The following is a 15,631-nucleotide window of genomic DNA, read 5'->3' as shown; positions in this document are numbered from 1 at the left end:
TAGGAGCAATGCTATGTTCAAAATTGGATACCGTACAGTAAAAACAGCAATAGGGACAGGCGCAGCAGTGTTTATTGCTCAGTTATTAGGATTAGAATTTTATAGTTCAGCGGGTATTTTAGTTATATTATGTGTACAAAATACGAAACGTAAATCACTTCAAGTATCGTTACATCGTTTTTTAGCTTGTGTACTATCAATGGTATTCGCGTTTTGTATTTTTGAAACAATTGGATATACACCGCTAGCAATTAGCGTATTATTACTTACATTTATTCCGACTGCAGTTATGCTTAAAATTCAAGAAGGTATTGTCACGAGTTCAGTTATTGTGATGCATCTATATTCATTGAAACAAATTACATGGCTTATTGTTGGAAATGAAATTGCGATATTAACGATAGGAATTAGCGTGGCTTTATTAGTGAATATGTATATGCCAAGTAGTGAAAATAAGTTAAAAGAGTATCAGGATACAATAGAAAGTAATTTTAAAACAATTTTGTTTGAAATGGTCGTTTATTTACGAAACAGAGAAAGTAGTTGGAGCGGGGCTGAACTTATTGAAACTGAAAATATGCTAAATGAAGCAAGGGATTTATCGTTTAAGAAACTTGAGAATGCATTTATGCGAGAAGATGGCTATTACTATCGTTATTTTAATATGCGTATGCAGCAATTCGAAATTTTAGAGCGGATGATACCATTAGCAGCTTCTTTATCATGGACATATGAACAAGCTGACATGATTGCGGATGTGGTTGAAAACATCGGGAATGCTATTAGCCCTGAGAGTACTGGGGTTATTTCCTTAAGACAGCTGCAAGAAATGAGAGAATTATTTAGAGACATGCCATTGCCAGTTACTCGTGAAGAATTTGAGATACGTGCGAAGCTTGTTCAACTTGTGTATGAAATGGAACAATATTTACTCATTAAAAGTCGTTTTAAGGGAAAGGATAATATAAAAGAACTTATATAGAAGGTAGGAATTATTTATGCCGTATCTTCTCTCTTTCATATTATGTCTTTCTTTATCGCCTATTTGGCCTCTTGGAGATAATCCACGTGCCGGAGATCCTTTTATTATTGTAAATAAAGCGACAAATAAACTAGCTTATATTGATGATGGAAAGATTCAAAAGGTTTTTCCAGTAGCGACAGGGAAAACAAATGAATTAACTCCAGAAGGAACTTTTGATGTTGTAATGAAAGCGAAGGATCCGTATTATATTGCGAAGGATATTCCAGGGGGATCACCGAAAAATCCGCTTGGGTCAAGGTGGATTGGATTTAATGCAAGAGGAACTGATGGAAGTAAATATGGAATACATGGAACAAACCAACCTAGTTCAATTGGAAAGTATATTTCACAAGGGTGTATAAGAATGAAGAAAAACGATGTGGAGTATTTATTTGATCGCATTCCAATTGGAACGAAAGTATGGATTGTGAAGTCGAAAAAATCATTTCAGCAATTGGCAAAACAAAAAGGAGCCATTGCATATGAAAGAGCCAACGAAAAGGTTGGCTTTTTCTATTGTAATAAGTTGTCTTGACATGTGTACATAACCATGAGTTAATGAGAGTATAGAAAGATAAAGTGAAACTTTAATCAGTGGAAGGTTTTTGTCCGCTGATTATCAGCCCGCACCAATCGGGGGGGAAATTAGATAAAGGGGTTGCTCATATGTACTTGAATCCAAAAATTTCGTATATGCAATTTTTTATGGGATTTCTATTTGTTATTACATTCATATTGGCAACTTTTAATATATGTTCTTATCTTGTAGCAATTGTATGCATGGCATTACTCAATCTTACTTTTGTTATTGGAGCATTTCAGCAGAAACAATATACAAGTTTTATAACAGCACTTATAATGTCATTTTCCTTTAGTATTGTAGCGATTGTGCTTTATATAAAATAAACCATCTCGATATCGAGATGGTTTATTTTGTTATGTATAAAAAGTAAAAAAAGGACGAACACATCGCCCTTTTTACCAAAACATACTTGCGCCAGCAAGTAATGTTGTTACAAGCATAGAAATTAGCATTACATAGACCATAACTTTTTGAGCTTTTTTATGCATCGTTATACCTCCTTGCAAATCAGTACAATATCATTGTAACGAGAAATGATATTGTGGACAAGGGGAGAGAAGTGACAAAATTCGAGAAGTGTGTGTAAAGTATAACAGGAAATTTGTATGTATGTAGAGAATATATAATAATGATAGAGTATAAGTCTTTTGTGATGCAAGCTGAAGAATGGAGATACGATGATGAAAATATACGAAACAAATCGTTTACATTTAAGGGAAATTGATGAGTCGTATGCTGAAAAAGTTCTTCAATATTACGACAGAAATCGTGAATTTTTAAAAGCTTGGGAAGAGTATAGACCGGATGATTTTTTTACGTTAGATTATCAGAAGAAAAAGTTACAAAAGGATAGAAAAGAGTTTGCAGAAGGTAAAATCATCAGACTTTGGATTTTTAAAAAGGGTGATGATACAAAAATTATTGGGTGTATCTCATTTAATTTAATTGTTCGCGGTATTTATCAATCTTGTGTGCTTGGCTATAAATTAGATAAGGCAGAATTGAATAAAGGTTACACGACAGAAGCGCTTAGGAAAGCTATTCAAGTTACTTTCGAAGAATTTCAGTTACATCGTATAGAAGCACCGATTATGCCACGAAATTTAGCATCTATACAAGTAGTGACGAAGATAGGCTTTCAATATGAGGGCGTGTCTAGGAAGATGTTAATGGTAAATGGAGTATGGGAAGATCATATGCGCTGGGTATTGTTAAATGAGTAATAGAAAGCAGATGGTTATCTAGACATATAAACCGTCTGTTTTTTGTCTTGTATTTCGAAACTTTTGCGAAATTCTGTTATAATTAATAGTGTTACATACATAATGGTAGTGCAGGAGGCGCAGTCTTATGATTAATCAAGAACGTTTAGTAAATGAATTTATGGAATTAGTACAAGTGGATTCTGAAACGAAATTTGAGGCAGAAATTTGCAAAGTATTAACAAAGAAATTTACAGATTTAGGTGTAGAAGTATTTGAAGATGACACAATGACTGTTACTGGTCATGGTGCAGGTAACTTAATTTGTACTTTACCAGCAACAAAAGATGGTGTTGATACAATTTACTTTACTTCTCATATGGATACAGTAGTTCCTGGTAATGGAATTAAGCCTTCTATTAAAGATGGATATATCGTATCAGAGGGTACTACGATTTTAGGTGCGGATGATAAAGCAGGATTAGCATCAATGTTCGAAGCAATTCGTGTTTTAAAAGAGAAAAACATCCCTCATGGTAAAATTGAATTTATTATTACAGTTGGAGAAGAATCAGGTCTTGTTGGTGCAAAAGCATTAGATCGTGAGCGCATTACAGCGAAATACGGTTACGCATTAGATAGCGATGGAAAAGTTGGTGAAATCGTTGTTGCAGCTCCAATACAAGCGAAAGTGAATGCAATTATTCGAGGGAAAACAGCTCACGCTGGTGTAGCGCCAGAAAAAGGTGTATCTGCAATTACTATCGCAGCGAAGGCAATTGCGAAGATGCCACTTGGTCGTATTGATTCTGAAACAACTGCAAATATTGGACGTTTTGAAGGTGGAACACAAACAAATATCGTTTGCGATCATGTACAAATCTTTGCAGAAGCGCGTTCTTTAATCAATGAAAAAATGGAAGTACAAGTTGCGAAAATGAAAGAAGCATTTGAAACAACTGCAAAAGAAATGGGTGGTCATGCAGACGTTGAAGTAAACGTTATGTACCCAGGATTTAAATTTGCTGATGGCGATCACGTTGTAGAAGTTGCAAAACGTGCAGCTGAAAATATTGGTCGTACACCTTCTCTTCACCAAAGTGGTGGCGGAAGTGATGCAAACGTAATCGCAGGACACGGTATTCCAACAGTTAACTTAGCGGTTGGTTATGAAGAAATTCATACAACAAACGAAAAGATTCCTGTTGAAGAATTAGCGAAAACAGCAGAATTAGTTGTTGCAATTATTGAAGAAGTAGCGAAGTAACGTACTAGAAAAAAGCGTGTAAATCACAATCGATTTACACGCTTTTTATTTTGATTCGATTGCTTTTACAAGGCGGATCAGCCAATACAAGAAAATCCATGGCAGTATAGAGCAGCTGTTATAATACCCAGTAGACTTGGAAGGATTCCTGCTACGTTTATATCAAAAATAGGGAGTAATAAATAATTAATTAAGATGATTAATATAATAACGAGAAATGTATAGTTGAGATTACTGTGTGATTTCATAACAAATCACTCCTTTTCCAATAATATCCATATCTCATATTAAGTATAGCAAAAATAAGGATAAAAAGAATAAGTAATTATTATATTGTACATGAATTTGATATAATGAAGGAACAAATGTTCTTTGAAAGGGTGAGTATTGTGCGAGAAATGTATCCGAAAAATGGTCGTGTTATTTTACATGTAGATATGAATTGTTTTTTCGCATCTGTTGAAATTGCTCATGACCCATCATTACAAGGGAAGCCGTTAGCAGTTGCTGGAAATGAAAAAGAAAGAAAAGGAATTATCATAACATGTAGTTATGAGGCGAGAGACTACGGAATACGTACAACGATGCCTCTTTGGGAAGCAAAAAGGTTATGTCCGCAATTAGTTGTAAGGCGTCCTAATTTTCCATTATATCGTGAAGCATCATTTCAAATGTTTCAAATCCTTTCTCGTTTTACGGAAAAAATACAACCAGTCTCTATAGATGAGGGATATTTAGATATTACAGATTGCTACGCACTTGGTTCGCCTCCTGAAATAGCAAAGATGATTCAACAAGCATTATTAACAGAATTACAGCTTCCGTGTAGCATCGGAATTGCTCCAAACCTTTTTCTAGCAAAAACAGCTTCTGATATGAAAAAGCCTCTCGGTATTACCGTACTTCGAAAACGAGATATTCCAGAAATGATTTGGCCACTTCCAGTTGGAGCAATGCATGGAATTGGAGAAAAAACAGCTGAAAAATTAAATGATATTCATATACAAACAATTGAGCAGTTAGCAAAAGGAAACGAACATATCATTCGCGCTAAAATTGGAAAGCATGGTGTCGATTTAAAGCGGCGGGCAAAAGGTATGGATGATAGGGAAGTTGATCCGAGTCAAATGGGACAACATAAAAGTGTTGGTAATTCGATGACCTTTTCAAAGGATATGGATGAAGAGAAAGAATTACTTGATATGTTAGAACGGCTATCAAAATCAGTGAGTAAAAGATTACAAAAGCGAACTCTTGTCAGCTATAATATTCAAATTATGATTAAATATCATGATAGGCGGACAGTAACGCGGAGTAAGCAATTGAAAAATGCGATTTGGGAAGAACGAGATATTTTTCAGGCAGCATCTCGTTTATGGAAGCAACATTGGGACGGTGATTCCGTCCGTTTACTAGGTGTTACAGCTACTGAAATAGAGTGGAAGACAGAATCGGTGAAACAATTAGATTTGTTTTCATTTGAAGAAGATGCGAAAGAAGAGCCGCTACTTGCTGTCATCGATCAAATTAATGATAAATATGGAATGCCCCTTTTACAACGAGGTAGTCAATTATTACGTAAGCAAGAAAAGTCTTTTCAGCAAAAATTAAAAAATAAGTTTATGTAGAAGGTGTCATGAAGCTGTACATATCATGACACCTTTCATTTTTAACTTGCTTCTAAATCTAATGAAGTTTTCCAACCAGCTGCAGTCACGCCAGCTTCTAATAGCATTCTGCTCACTATTTTTTCAATTAAGACTGCTGCATTTGTATTGCAATGTAATGTAGCTTGTATACACACTTTTTGCTTAGAATCTACGTCTTCACTATACAATTCTTTTAAACCAATGCCTTCAGAACTGACCATATGCATAAGTAAAAACCGAATATGGGCTTCATGTTCTTCTGAACAAGTAAGAGAAAGGAAGTAGTTCGTTTGTTCAGGTGATTCTTCTTTTGATTTTTGATTCATAAAGAGAGCGATTGGACGTAGTAGTATATTTGCTAGTAAAACGCCGGTTGCACCTAATATAGCTGCAACGAGGAAACCAGCGCCTGTAAGAGTACCAACAGCAGCTGCGCACCATAGAGTAGCCGCAGTATTAAGCCCTCTAATACTAAAACCATCGCGGATAATAACGCCGCCTCCTAAAAAACCAATCCCACTAACGACTTGAGCAGCAATACGTGAGGGGCTAGCATCGTGATCAAGCATGACGGATAATAAAACAAATATACAGGCACCAAGTGATACGAGAGCATTTGTCCGTAATCCAGCCATCCTGTGTCTCCATTGCCGTTCCATTCCGATGCAAGCACCTACAATAATTGCGATACATAATCTTAATACAATGTCATACCATACCATCATGGTCACCTCCATACATATAAGTCCATGTTATGTTTTTGAGAATGAGTGGGGAGCACCTACTCATTCTCATTTTCATCCCGCTATTTGCGGGCGGATGAAAGTTTTACTTTATAACCAGCTATGAAACTTTTTAATATAAACTTTTTTTAGGAATTGTGTTAAGAAAGCATAGGTTAATAGTATTCCTATTAACCAAGGGAAGTAGCTAAGTGGTAATGCTTGTAATCCAACAGCTGCTCCAAGTGGCGAGAATGGAATATAAATTCCGATTGCCATAATACAAGCGGTTAATAAAAGAACCGGTATTGATGCAGTACTTTGAATGAATGGAATTTTCTGTGTTCTTATCATGTGAACAATTAAAGTTTGTGTTAGTAATCCAACGACAAACCAACCAGATTGGAATAATGATTGTTCGCTAGCTGTATTTGCACCGAAGACGTTCCACATGACTACATATGTGATGATATCAAATATGGAACTAATTGGACCGATACAAATAATGAAGTTCCGTAAATTCGCAGTATCCCATTTTCTTGGTTTTTCTAAAAACTCTTTATCCATTTTGTCCCATGGAATAGACAGTTGTGAAATATCATAAAGCAAGTTTTGAATTAAAAGGTGAATGGCAAGCATCGGCAAGAAGGGGATGAAAGCACTTGCTACTAACACACTAAATACATTTCCGAAGTTAGAGCTAGCTGTCATTTTAATATATTTTAAAATGTTTCCAAATGTAGTGCGTCCTTCTAAAATACCTGCTTCTAATATTGTTAAGCTTTTCTCAAGTAAAATAATGTCAGAAGACTCTTTTGCAATATCGGTAGCAGTATCAACAGATATGCCAACATCAGCTTCACGTAACGCTACGGCATCGTTAATGCCATCTCCCATATAACCTACAGTGTGTCCGTTTCCTTGTAAAACTCGTATAATGCGAGATTTTTGCATCGGATTTAGTTTAGCAAATACAGTTGTTTCTTCAGCTAATTTTGCTAATGCTTTATCAGGTAAAGAATCGATTTCGTAACCAAGGACAGGCTCACCGATATTTAATCCAACTTCTTTGCAAACTTTTCTTGTCACGATTTCGTTATCGCCAGTTAAAATTTTTACTTGTACACCATGTTTCTGTAATGCTTGAATGGCAGTAGCTGCAGATGGTTTCGGTGGATCTAAAAAGCCGATATATCCAGCGAGAATCATATCATTTTCATCTTGTACCGCGTACTCTGTATCATTTATTGGTCTATCTTTTTTATACGCTACAGCAATAACACGCATACCTTCACTATTTAATGTCTCACCTAGTTGTTTTACATGTGAGCGTATGTCAGCGGTAAGAGAAACAACTTTTCCATCTACTTCAGTGTAGTTACAAATAGATAAAATTTCTTCTACTGCCCCTTTACAAACCATTGTATGTTCACCTGAAATATCTTTCACGATGACAGACATACGCCGGCGAGCAAAATCAAATGGAATTTCATCTAGTTTTTGAAAAATGGATGGATTATACTTCTGGTTTTCTTCCGTATGTTTCATAACGGCTTTATCTATTAAATTTTTCAATCCTGTTTGATAGAAGCTATTTAAATAGGCGAAGTGTAATACACGATTACATGTATTACCGTTAGGATCTAAATGGCGGACAAGTACAACTTTATCTTCTGTTAAAGTACCTGTTTTATCGGTACAAAGAATGTTCATAGCACCTAAGTTTTGAATAGAATTCAGTTGTTTTACAATTACTTTCTGTTTAGACATGTTAACGGCACCTTTTGCTAAATTAGCAGTTACAATCATTGGTAACATTTCAGGTGTGAGACCAACGGCAATTGCGATAGCGAAGAAGAAAGCCTCTTGCCAATCCCCTTTTGTGAATCCGTTAATGAGAAGAACGATAGGCGCCATAATAAGCATGAATGTAATTAAGAGCCAGCTTACTTTGTTTACCCCTTTATCAAAGCTTGTTTCTACTCGTTTGCCGATTACCTTTTTTGCTAAAGAGCCGAAATACGTATCGGTACTTGTGGAGATGACAACAGCTTTTGCGCTACCACTTACAATATTTGTACCCATAAAACAAAGGTTTTCCATATCGAGTGGATTGTAATTTTTTTTCATGTTTTTCGGTAAGATATGTTTATTTTCTGTATGGTAGCAGTTTTCATACTTTTCCACAGGAAGTGCTTCCCCAGTTAAAGAGGACTGATTCACAAATAAATCTTTTGCTGACAAAATACGCACATCAGCTGGAACGATATCACCGGCTGAAAGTGAAATAATATCGCCAGGTACAAGTTCCTCAATTGGAATTTCCGTTGTATTATTTTGCTTCAAATTCATTACGTTTTTTGTTTCGTGTACAAATCCATCTATTCTAAAGACGCTCGCCGTTGTTCGAACCATGGCTTTTAACTGATCCGCAGCTTTTTGAGAACGAAATTCTTGTAAAAAACGAATCGTTGCACTTAGCATTACCATTACAGATACGACAAGGGTTCCTTGTATGTCATTTGTGAAAAAAGAGAGTGCGCCGAGAGCTAATAAAACAAAAATAAATGGATTTTTAAATGCCAGTAGAAATTGAATGTACCATGGTGATGTTTTATTATGAGCGATTTCATTCGGGCCATATAAAGTAAGTCTACGAGCCGCTTCTTGTTTAGAGAGTCCATTTTGTGTTGTTTCTAAAAGTTGTAACGCCTTGTTTGCATCTTGTGTTGCGACTTCCACCAATAATTCGTTATTTGTTTTCATACGATCTTGATTGTAAGAATGTTTTGTTTCTTGTCTTTGTAAATTTAACATCGGTAGTTCCTCCTTTTTCATGAAGGAGGAAACAATCTGTTACTCGACTATTTAAAATTAGGAGGAACAGCTTCTTTCCTACCTACATGATGAAATATTAACGTAAAACATATGGGTATCTGGGCCGAATCATCAATTGCCAACTGTTCCTCACCTCCGTACAATTTAGTAGTTTCTGAATATGCTATGTTTGTTTCATAGTAAGGTGCATATATAAAAAGACCTTTACTCAAAACGAGTAAAGGTCTAAATTCGCAGTTAAAAGAGTCCACAACAAAGACTGTTAGTAAACATAGATAAAAACAGTTTTTGTGTATGACAAAAATACATGCACCTCTCCCTCGTTGAGTTTTAGCACTGTATAGCATAGGTACTGAAACCAGCTACGTTAAGAAAGGCCTTCATTCCGACCTTTCCTGTTGACCCATTGGCGTCTCTCGACATTTTTGGGCAGCAGCGTTTCTCTATACAGGAGCCTCACCTAACAGAGACCATATTCAATTACAATTTGAATGTTAGCACTGTAAATTTATAGTGTCAATATCTTTTTTTGAAAAATCAAATAGGTTTATGATGGCTATATAGTAGGAAAGAAGCGGAGTTTTTTTGAAAGATGTTTGGAAAATAAATACTGTAATGAATATAAATAAAAAGCACTGATTACAGTGCTTTTTATTATAGATTATGAGATTGTAGCATTTTCAAAAATAACAATTTCTGAACTGTTTGTTGTTGAAATACGTTGTGCATAATATGTTAAAGCTGAAGAAATATATGTCGGTAACGAATCATTTGTATGTGTTGTTGTATATTCATGGATTAATTCTTTCAAAGTCGTCCATTCTAATTGTGCTGGGTGATCAGACACGAAAGAACTTACCCAGCGATCAAATGAAGATGAAAAATCAGTTTGTAAACGAAATGCTTCTTTCATAATAAAACGCTCCCTTAAAATGTAGTATAATCATTTTAACACAAAACACGAACGAATACTAAGTTTTTTGAGTATAACGTTCGTGTTATATAGTTGTCTAGATGATTGGTTATGTAAATTCGATTTGCCATTTGAAATAACATTCCGTAAGATGAAAGGTAGATTATATAAAGAGCTGGAGGAAAGAAAGTGGAATTTGTATTTTTAGGAACTGGTGCAGGTGTTCCTTCGAAAGGAAGGAACGTTTCGGCAATTGCCTTGCAATTGTTAGAAGAACGAGGACAGACTTGGTTATTTGATTGTGGCGAGGCGACGCAACATCAAATATTACATACATCAGTACGCCCACGCCGCATTGAAAAAATATTTATTACGCATTTACATGGTGATCATATTTTTGGCTTGCCTGGTTTATTAGGAAGCCGTTCATTTCAAGGAGGGACTACACCTTTAACAGTGTATGGACCAAAAGGAATTAAACAATTTATTGAAGTGGCATTATCAGTAAGTACGACACATGTAAAATATCCACTTGAAATTGTTGAGATAACAGAAGAAGGTACTGTATTTGAAGATAATGAATTTCACGTGGAAACGAAAAGATTGTCACATGGCATTGAATGTTTTGGGTATCGTATCGTAGAGAAAGATATACAAGGCGCCCTTTTAGTCGATAAATTGCTGGAGATGGGTGTGAAACCTGGCCCGCTCTTTAAATGTTTAAAAGATGGAGAAGTAGTTGAATTAGAAGATGGTACGATACTAAATGGAAAAGACTTTATTGGTCCACCTCAAAAGGGAAGAATTATTACCATTTTAGGTGATACAAGGTATTGTGAAGCGAGTAGAGAGCTGGCACAAGACGCTGACGTACTTGTTCATGAGGCAACTTTTGCGGCAGAAGATGAACTACAAGCGTATGATTATTTTCATTCTACATCTAAGCAAGCTGCGAGTATTGCACTTCAGGCAAATGCAAAACGATTAATATTGACTCATATTAGTTCTCGTTATCAAGGAGATACATATAAGGAATTATGGAAAGAGGCAAGAGAGCTATTTTCTAATACAGAAATAGCTACGGATTTGAAATCATTTCCAGTATATAGGTAATAATGGTGTGAAAAAATGGTGACGAAAAGGTTGCCATTTTTTTATTTCTAAAAAAATTTAAAATAAATCTGTTATCATTTTATACTTATATTGGATGAAACAGAAAATTTTTATGATGTGAAGATATAGGATAAAAATGCATAGTACCGATTGTTTAGAAAAGCTGTTATATAAGTCAGACGACATACGAGTGATACAAATAGCGAAAATGGATTGTTATTCAGAACTTTTAAAATTCATTAAAAGTAAGCGTTTTATTAAAAACAAGCTATAATGAAGGCAGATTATAATTTATTGTAAGCCACATGCGTTTTAGCTATTTGTCGTAACAAGTGGAGTTGACTAAATCGTGAGAGGGCAACATGGGAATTATAAATAAGAAGGATATTACTATTATTTGTACTAATTCTTTTTCACCTTTTAGCTTTTAAGCACTAAAAGGTATGAAAGCAATGGGAGTTTCACTTGTTTATGCTATCCTTGTAAGTGGTTCTGTGTTAAACTTTGGATTGCTACCAGACCTTATTGTGGATTAGCTTATATTATTTTTAAATGAAGGCAATGCTAAGTTTCTTATTTATTATGGTAACTAGTATTATTTCAGGATATATTGTTTCACTGTTATTCAAAAATGATCCAATTCGTATAGCGGAACAAATTCGTAGTACAACTGGAAAAGCAACCGATTTGGTAGCTTAATAGAATAGGAAAAAATTTTTTCATAGAGGTTTAGGGGGAGTTATGATGAAGTATCGCTCAGTATTTGATATTATTGGTCCAGTTATGATTGGTCCATCAAGTTCACATACAGCAGGCGCAGCAAGAATGGGGCAAGTTGCTCGCCAGCTGTTTCGTCATGAACCAGAAAGAGTAAGCATTTCATTATATGGATCATTTGCAAAAACGTATCGTGGGCATGGTACAGATGTAGCACTGATCGGTGGAATATTAGGGTTTGAAACAGATGACTTACGTATTCCAGAGGCGCTAGACATAGCAAAAGAGCGCAAAATCGAAGTAGAATTCATTGAAGAAGATGCAAATGCACCTCACCCAAATACAGCGAGAATTCGTTTGTATAAAGGTGAAGAAGAAATTGAAGTTGTTGCTTGCTCAATTGGTGGCGGTAAAATTGAAGTTGTAGAATTAAACGGATTTGATCTTCAGTTAACAGGCACGAGTCCAGCACTACTTATTGTAAATAACGATCGCTTCGGTGCTATTGCAGCAGTAGCTTCAATCCTTGCGAAACATGAAATTAACATTAGTACAATGAGTGTTTCTCGTAAAGAAAAAGGAAGAAGAGCGCTTATGGTCATCGAAACAGATGAATTATTAGCAAATGAAGTGATTGAAGAAATAAACGCACAACAAAATATTTGTCAAGTAACTATTATGGAATAATTGCAGGGGGGACACACCATGTTTCGGAACGCAGCGGAACTAGTGGCGCAAGCTAAAGAACAAAATGTAAAAATCGCAGAAATTATGATTCAATGTGAAATGGAAACAAGAAGTATTTCACGTGAAGAAGTAATTGCTGGTATGGAAAAGAACTTAGTCGTAATGGAGCAAGCAGTAGAACGTGGTATTCGCGGAGTGAAATCACCAACTGGTTTAACTGGCGGAGATGCTGTAAAAGTTCAGACGTATATGAATAGCGGAAAAGGCTTATCTGGAGATACGATTTTGGACGCGGTGAGTAAAGCTGTTGCAACAAATGAAGTAAACGCAGCGATGGGAATTATTTGTGCAACACCAACAGCAGGGTCTGCTGGAACAGTGCCAGGTGTACTGTTTGCACTGCAAGAAAAATTACAACCGACGCGCGAAGAGATGATTGAATTTTTATTTACAGCAGGAGCTTTCGGTATGGTTGTTGCGAATAATGCTTGTATTTCCGGCGCGGCAGGAGGTTGCCAAGCTGAAGTAGGTTCAGCAAGTGGAATGGCAGCAGCAGCAGCAGTTGAGATGGCTGGTGGAACACAAGACCAAGCAGCTACAGCGATGGCAATTTCATTAAAGAATATGCTTGGTTTAGTATGTGATCCTGTTGCAGGGCTTGTAGAAGTACCTTGTGTAAAACGTAATGCAGCAGGAGCTGCGAATGCGATGATTTCAGCTGATTTAGCATTAGCTGGTGTAACGAGTACAATCCCATGTGATGAAGTAATTGAGGCAATGTTTAGAATCGGACAAACGATGCCAGTAGCACTTCGTGAAACAGCTGAAGGTGGACTTGCAGCAACACCAACTGGTCGCCGTCTGCAAGAAGAGATTTTTGGGAAGACTAATAACTAAACAATATATGTTTATAAAAAAATGGAGCTCAAATAAGATTGAGCTCCATTTTTTATTTTTCTTTTGTTAGTTGTTCTAATGTTTTCCCAAGATTATGTGATCGTTGTGTAGCCTGTGTAATACAAGAAATAAGTGCTTGTTGAAATTTATGTTCTTGTAATACTTCAATGCCTGCTTCGGTCGTTCCGCCAGGAGAAGTGATTTCCTTTCGCAAAACAGAAGGGTGTTTTTCACTTGCTTTTAGCATTTCAGCAGCACCAATCATCGTCTGAAGAATAAGTGACTTTGCAACATCTTCTTTTAAACCAATTGTTTTTGCAGCTTTTTCCATCGCTTCCACTACGTAATAAATATAAGCAGGTCCACTTCCAGATAATGCAGTGACAGCATGCATATCTTCTTCCTCTACAACAGAGACAAGACCAATCGTTTCAAATAAAGCTATGGCAGTCTGAATATGTTCCGCTGTTGCATGTTTTGAAGGTGAGATAGCAGTAGCTGATTTTAAAATAGCTGCAGATGTATTTGGCATCGCACGAATAATCGGAACATCTTTTTGAAGTAGGTTTCTAATTGAGTGAGTAGAAACACCTGCTAATAACGAAATAATAAGCAGGTTATTATGTATATCTTCTTTAAAAGGAGTAAGCGCTTCTGCAACATCCTTCGGCTTCATTGCAAGAAAAAGAATAGTTGTATCAGTAAGTAGCTCTTTTTTATTATGCGTACCTTTGACGCCATATTTTTTATGTAGCTCCTGCAACCGTGTCTCGTTAGAACGATTACTTACAGTAATTTGTTCGCCTTTCACAACATTTGCATGTAACAAGCCACCAATAATAGCTTCAGCAATAGAGCCTGCACCGAGAAAGGAAATGTTTTGAATAGACATGATGTTCCTCCTTTAAATTTGGTTAGAAATTCTTATAAATGTACATACATTCGTTTTTTTATAGGAAACACCTCTTTTTATCTGAAAATAATGACAAATATATATAGAAGTTGTAAACTGAAGAAGTATTCATTTTTGAACCGGAAAGAGACAGGGGGGCTAAGCATGACGGCGATTCACCGAATGGAGATTCCTGTGCCATTTGCAGTTGAAACTGTGAATGTGTTTTTAGTTGAGGGGGAGACATTAACATTAATTGATACAGGGACGAAGACAGAAGGGGCAAGAAGTGCGTTAGAAAGTCAATTAGGTGCATTAGGATATACGATAGAAGATATTGAAACAGTAGTCATTACGCACCATCATGCAGATCATTGTGGGCTTTTAAATATATTTTCTGAGAAGACGAACATTATTGGACACCCTTGGAATGAGCCTTGGATCACACAAAATCCAGAATTTCTAAAGCGCTATCATGAGTTTTTTAGAGAGACAGCTTTGCAATTTGGTGTTCCAGCAGCATTTTTGAAAGACGAGGCGTTATTGACGACAAAGACACTGAAGTATTCTTGTAATAGATCGTTAACGCATACTGTGAGAGAGGGAGATCGTATTGATTCTTTACCTGGGTTTACAGTTATTGAAACACCAGGTCATGCTTCCACTCATATTTCATTATATAGAGAATCTGATGGAATATTAATTGGCGGGGATGCTCTCATTAGTCATATTTCTTCGAATCCCATATTAGAACCACCATATGAAGGACAAACAGAAAGGGCACGCCCGTTATTACAATATAATCAAACGTTGAAGCGTTTAAGTGAAATGAATATTTCACGCATTTTATCAGGACATGGAGAAGATGTTCTAAATGTGAAACAACTTATTGAAACGAGATTACAAAAGCAAGAAACACGTGCGTTTAAAGTGCTTGAGTTATTAAAGGAAAAACCAATGACAGCATTTGAAGTATGTGTAAAACTATTTCCGGTATTATATAAGGAACAATTGCCACTTACTATTTCAGAAACTGTTGGACAATTAGACTTTTTAGCATATAATCAACAAGTGATGATTGATGAATCTTCACAACAATTGATTTATTATGCAAAGTAGGTGACAGC

Annotated in this window: 15 protein-coding genes, 1 pseudogene and 1 riboswitch; of the genes and pseudogenes, 10 read left to right on the top strand and 6 right to left on the bottom strand. The window is 36.0% G+C overall.

What is annotated here, in order from left to right; genetic code table 11:
- The first annotated feature begins 13 nt into the window (after positions 1–13).
- The 3 genes from PDL00_RS11295 to PDL00_RS11285 all read left to right on the top strand — a co-directional run bounded on the left by PDL00_RS11295 (position 14) and on the right by PDL00_RS11285 (position 1,930).
- Positions 14–982, top strand: a complete 969-nt coding sequence (locus PDL00_RS11295; RefSeq protein WP_172552659.1) for an aromatic acid exporter family protein — start codon at positions 14–16, stop codon at positions 980–982.
- A 16-nt stretch (positions 983–998) separates the two neighbouring features.
- On the top strand, positions 999–1,559 hold the full coding sequence (locus tag PDL00_RS11290; protein ID WP_242255212.1) for a L,D-transpeptidase: 561 nt from the start codon (positions 999–1,001) through the stop codon (positions 1,557–1,559).
- Positions 1,560–1,690: 131 nt separating this feature from the next.
- Positions 1,691–1,930: a DUF3894 domain-containing protein gene (locus PDL00_RS11285; protein WP_061678088.1), complete on the top strand. Its 240-nt coding sequence runs from the start codon at positions 1,691–1,693 to the stop codon at positions 1,928–1,930.
- 72 nt (positions 1,931–2,002) lie between these two features.
- Here PDL00_RS11285 and prli42 read toward each other — a convergent pair whose 3' ends face one another.
- Positions 2,003–2,095, bottom strand: a complete 93-nt coding sequence (gene prli42 / locus PDL00_RS11280; protein ID WP_000549040.1) for a stressosome-associated protein Prli42 — start codon at positions 2,093–2,095, stop codon at positions 2,003–2,005.
- 189 nt (positions 2,096–2,284) lie between these two features.
- On the opposite strand from prli42, the gene PDL00_RS11275 reads away from it, so the two are divergent.
- The gene (locus PDL00_RS11275; RefSeq protein ID WP_033657628.1) at positions 2,285–2,830 is read left to right on the top strand and encodes a GNAT family N-acetyltransferase; all 546 of its coding nucleotides are present in this window, start codon (positions 2,285–2,287) and stop codon (positions 2,828–2,830) included.
- 127 nt (positions 2,831–2,957) lie between these two features.
- Complete coding sequence (locus PDL00_RS11270; protein ID WP_270729056.1) at positions 2,958–4,076, top strand: tripeptidase T; 1,119 nt, start codon at positions 2,958–2,960, stop codon at positions 4,074–4,076.
- Between the two features lie 45 nt (positions 4,077–4,121).
- Here PDL00_RS11270 and PDL00_RS11265 read toward each other — a convergent pair.
- A pseudogene (locus PDL00_RS11265) lies at positions 4,122–4,324 on the bottom strand (hypothetical protein).
- 141 nt (positions 4,325–4,465) lie between these two features.
- On the opposite strand from PDL00_RS11265, the gene PDL00_RS11260 reads away from it, so the two are divergent.
- Positions 4,466–5,704, top strand: a complete 1,239-nt coding sequence (locus tag PDL00_RS11260) for a DNA polymerase IV (RefSeq protein WP_270729054.1) — start codon at positions 4,466–4,468, stop codon at positions 5,702–5,704.
- Between the two features lie 41 nt (positions 5,705–5,745).
- On the opposite strand, the gene PDL00_RS11255 is transcribed toward PDL00_RS11260, so the two are convergent.
- The 3 genes from PDL00_RS11255 to PDL00_RS11245 form a co-directional block, all read right to left on the bottom strand.
- Entirely contained in the window at positions 5,746–6,447 is a 702-nt protein-coding gene (locus tag PDL00_RS11255) for an MgtC/SapB family protein (RefSeq protein ID WP_242240616.1), read from the bottom strand.
- 111 nt (positions 6,448–6,558) lie between these two features.
- Positions 6,559–9,264, bottom strand: a complete 2,706-nt coding sequence (mgtA, locus tag PDL00_RS11250; RefSeq protein WP_270729051.1) for a magnesium-translocating P-type ATPase — start codon at positions 9,262–9,264, stop codon at positions 6,559–6,561.
- Positions 9,265–9,592: 328 nt separating this feature from the next.
- A riboswitch (M-box (ykoK) riboswitch) is annotated at positions 9,593–9,760 on the bottom strand.
- Between the two features lie 186 nt (positions 9,761–9,946).
- Positions 9,947–10,198 carry a DUF3932 family protein gene (locus PDL00_RS11245; RefSeq protein ID WP_242255205.1) on the bottom strand — a complete coding sequence of 84 codons (252 nt, stop codon included), beginning with the start codon at positions 10,196–10,198 and terminating at the stop codon, positions 9,947–9,949.
- 189 nt (positions 10,199–10,387) lie between these two features.
- On the opposite strand from PDL00_RS11245, the gene rnz reads away from it, so the two are divergent.
- From rnz to sdaAA, 3 genes are all read left to right on the top strand, one after another.
- Positions 10,388–11,311: a ribonuclease Z gene (rnz, locus tag PDL00_RS11240; protein WP_270729049.1), complete on the top strand. Its 924-nt coding sequence runs from the start codon at positions 10,388–10,390 to the stop codon at positions 11,309–11,311.
- 744 nt (positions 11,312–12,055) lie between these two features.
- Positions 12,056–12,715, top strand: coding sequence for an L-serine ammonia-lyase, iron-sulfur-dependent subunit beta (sdaAB, locus tag PDL00_RS11235; RefSeq protein WP_242255200.1), 660 nt, complete (start codon positions 12,056–12,058; stop codon positions 12,713–12,715).
- 18 nt (positions 12,716–12,733) lie between these two features.
- Positions 12,734–13,612, top strand: a complete 879-nt coding sequence (sdaAA, locus tag PDL00_RS11230) for an L-serine ammonia-lyase, iron-sulfur-dependent, subunit alpha (protein ID WP_242255199.1) — start codon at positions 12,734–12,736, stop codon at positions 13,610–13,612.
- A gap of 52 nt (positions 13,613–13,664) precedes the next feature.
- On the opposite strand, the gene proI is transcribed toward sdaAA, so the two are convergent.
- Positions 13,665–14,504 carry a pyrroline-5-carboxylate reductase ProI gene (gene proI / locus PDL00_RS11225; protein WP_270729046.1) on the bottom strand — a complete coding sequence of 280 codons (840 nt, stop codon included), beginning with the start codon at positions 14,502–14,504 and terminating at the stop codon, positions 13,665–13,667.
- Positions 14,505–14,669: 165 nt separating this feature from the next.
- On the opposite strand from proI, the gene PDL00_RS11220 reads away from it, so the two are divergent.
- Positions 14,670–15,623 carry an MBL fold metallo-hydrolase gene (locus PDL00_RS11220; RefSeq protein WP_000125106.1) on the top strand — a complete coding sequence of 318 codons (954 nt, stop codon included), beginning with the start codon at positions 14,670–14,672 and terminating at the stop codon, positions 15,621–15,623.
- Positions 15,624–15,631 lie beyond the last annotated feature (8 nt).

The sequence above is a fragment of the Bacillus cereus group sp. TH152-1LC genome, from assembly GCF_027710505.1.
In the GTDB taxonomy this organism is placed as follows: Bacteria; Bacillota; Bacilli; order Bacillales; family Bacillaceae_G; genus Bacillus_A; species Bacillus_A mobilis.
The sequence above is the reverse complement of the archived record's forward strand: the minus strand, read 5'-3'. Positions and strand labels throughout refer to the sequence as shown.

Excerpts from the sequence above, each read along its gene's own strand:
- PDL00_RS11220 (WP_000125106.1), top strand. The coding sequence starts at position 14,670 with ATGACGGCGATTCACCGAATGGAGATTCCTGTGCCATTTGCAGTTGAA.
- sdaAB (WP_242255200.1), top strand. The coding sequence starts at position 12,056 with ATGAAGTATCGCTCAGTATTTGATATTATTGGTCCAGTTATGATTGGT.
- PDL00_RS11290 (WP_242255212.1), top strand. The coding sequence starts at position 999 with ATGCCGTATCTTCTCTCTTTCATATTATGTCTTTCTTTATCGCCTATT.
- PDL00_RS11275 (WP_033657628.1), top strand. The coding sequence starts at position 2,285 with ATGATGAAAATATACGAAACAAATCGTTTACATTTAAGGGAAATTGAT.
- PDL00_RS11245 (WP_242255205.1), bottom strand. The coding sequence starts at position 10,198 with ATGAAAGAAGCATTTCGTTTACAAACTGATTTTTCATCTTCATTTGAT.
- sdaAA (WP_242255199.1), top strand. The coding sequence starts at position 12,734 with ATGTTTCGGAACGCAGCGGAACTAGTGGCGCAAGCTAAAGAACAAAAT.
- prli42 (WP_000549040.1), bottom strand. The coding sequence starts at position 2,095 with ATGCATAAAAAAGCTCAAAAAGTTATGGTCTATGTAATGCTAATTTCT.
- PDL00_RS11285 (WP_061678088.1), top strand. The coding sequence starts at position 1,691 with ATGTACTTGAATCCAAAAATTTCGTATATGCAATTTTTTATGGGATTT.
- proI (WP_270729046.1), bottom strand. The coding sequence starts at position 14,504 with ATGTCTATTCAAAACATTTCCTTTCTCGGTGCAGGCTCTATTGCTGAA.
- PDL00_RS11255 (WP_242240616.1), bottom strand. The coding sequence starts at position 6,447 with ATGGTATGGTATGACATTGTATTAAGATTATGTATCGCAATTATTGTA.
- PDL00_RS11270 (WP_270729056.1), top strand. The coding sequence starts at position 2,958 with ATGATTAATCAAGAACGTTTAGTAAATGAATTTATGGAATTAGTACAA.
- mgtA (WP_270729051.1), bottom strand. The coding sequence starts at position 9,264 with ATGTTAAATTTACAAAGACAAGAAACAAAACATTCTTACAATCAAGAT.
- PDL00_RS11295 (WP_172552659.1), top strand. The coding sequence starts at position 14 with ATGTTCAAAATTGGATACCGTACAGTAAAAACAGCAATAGGGACAGGC.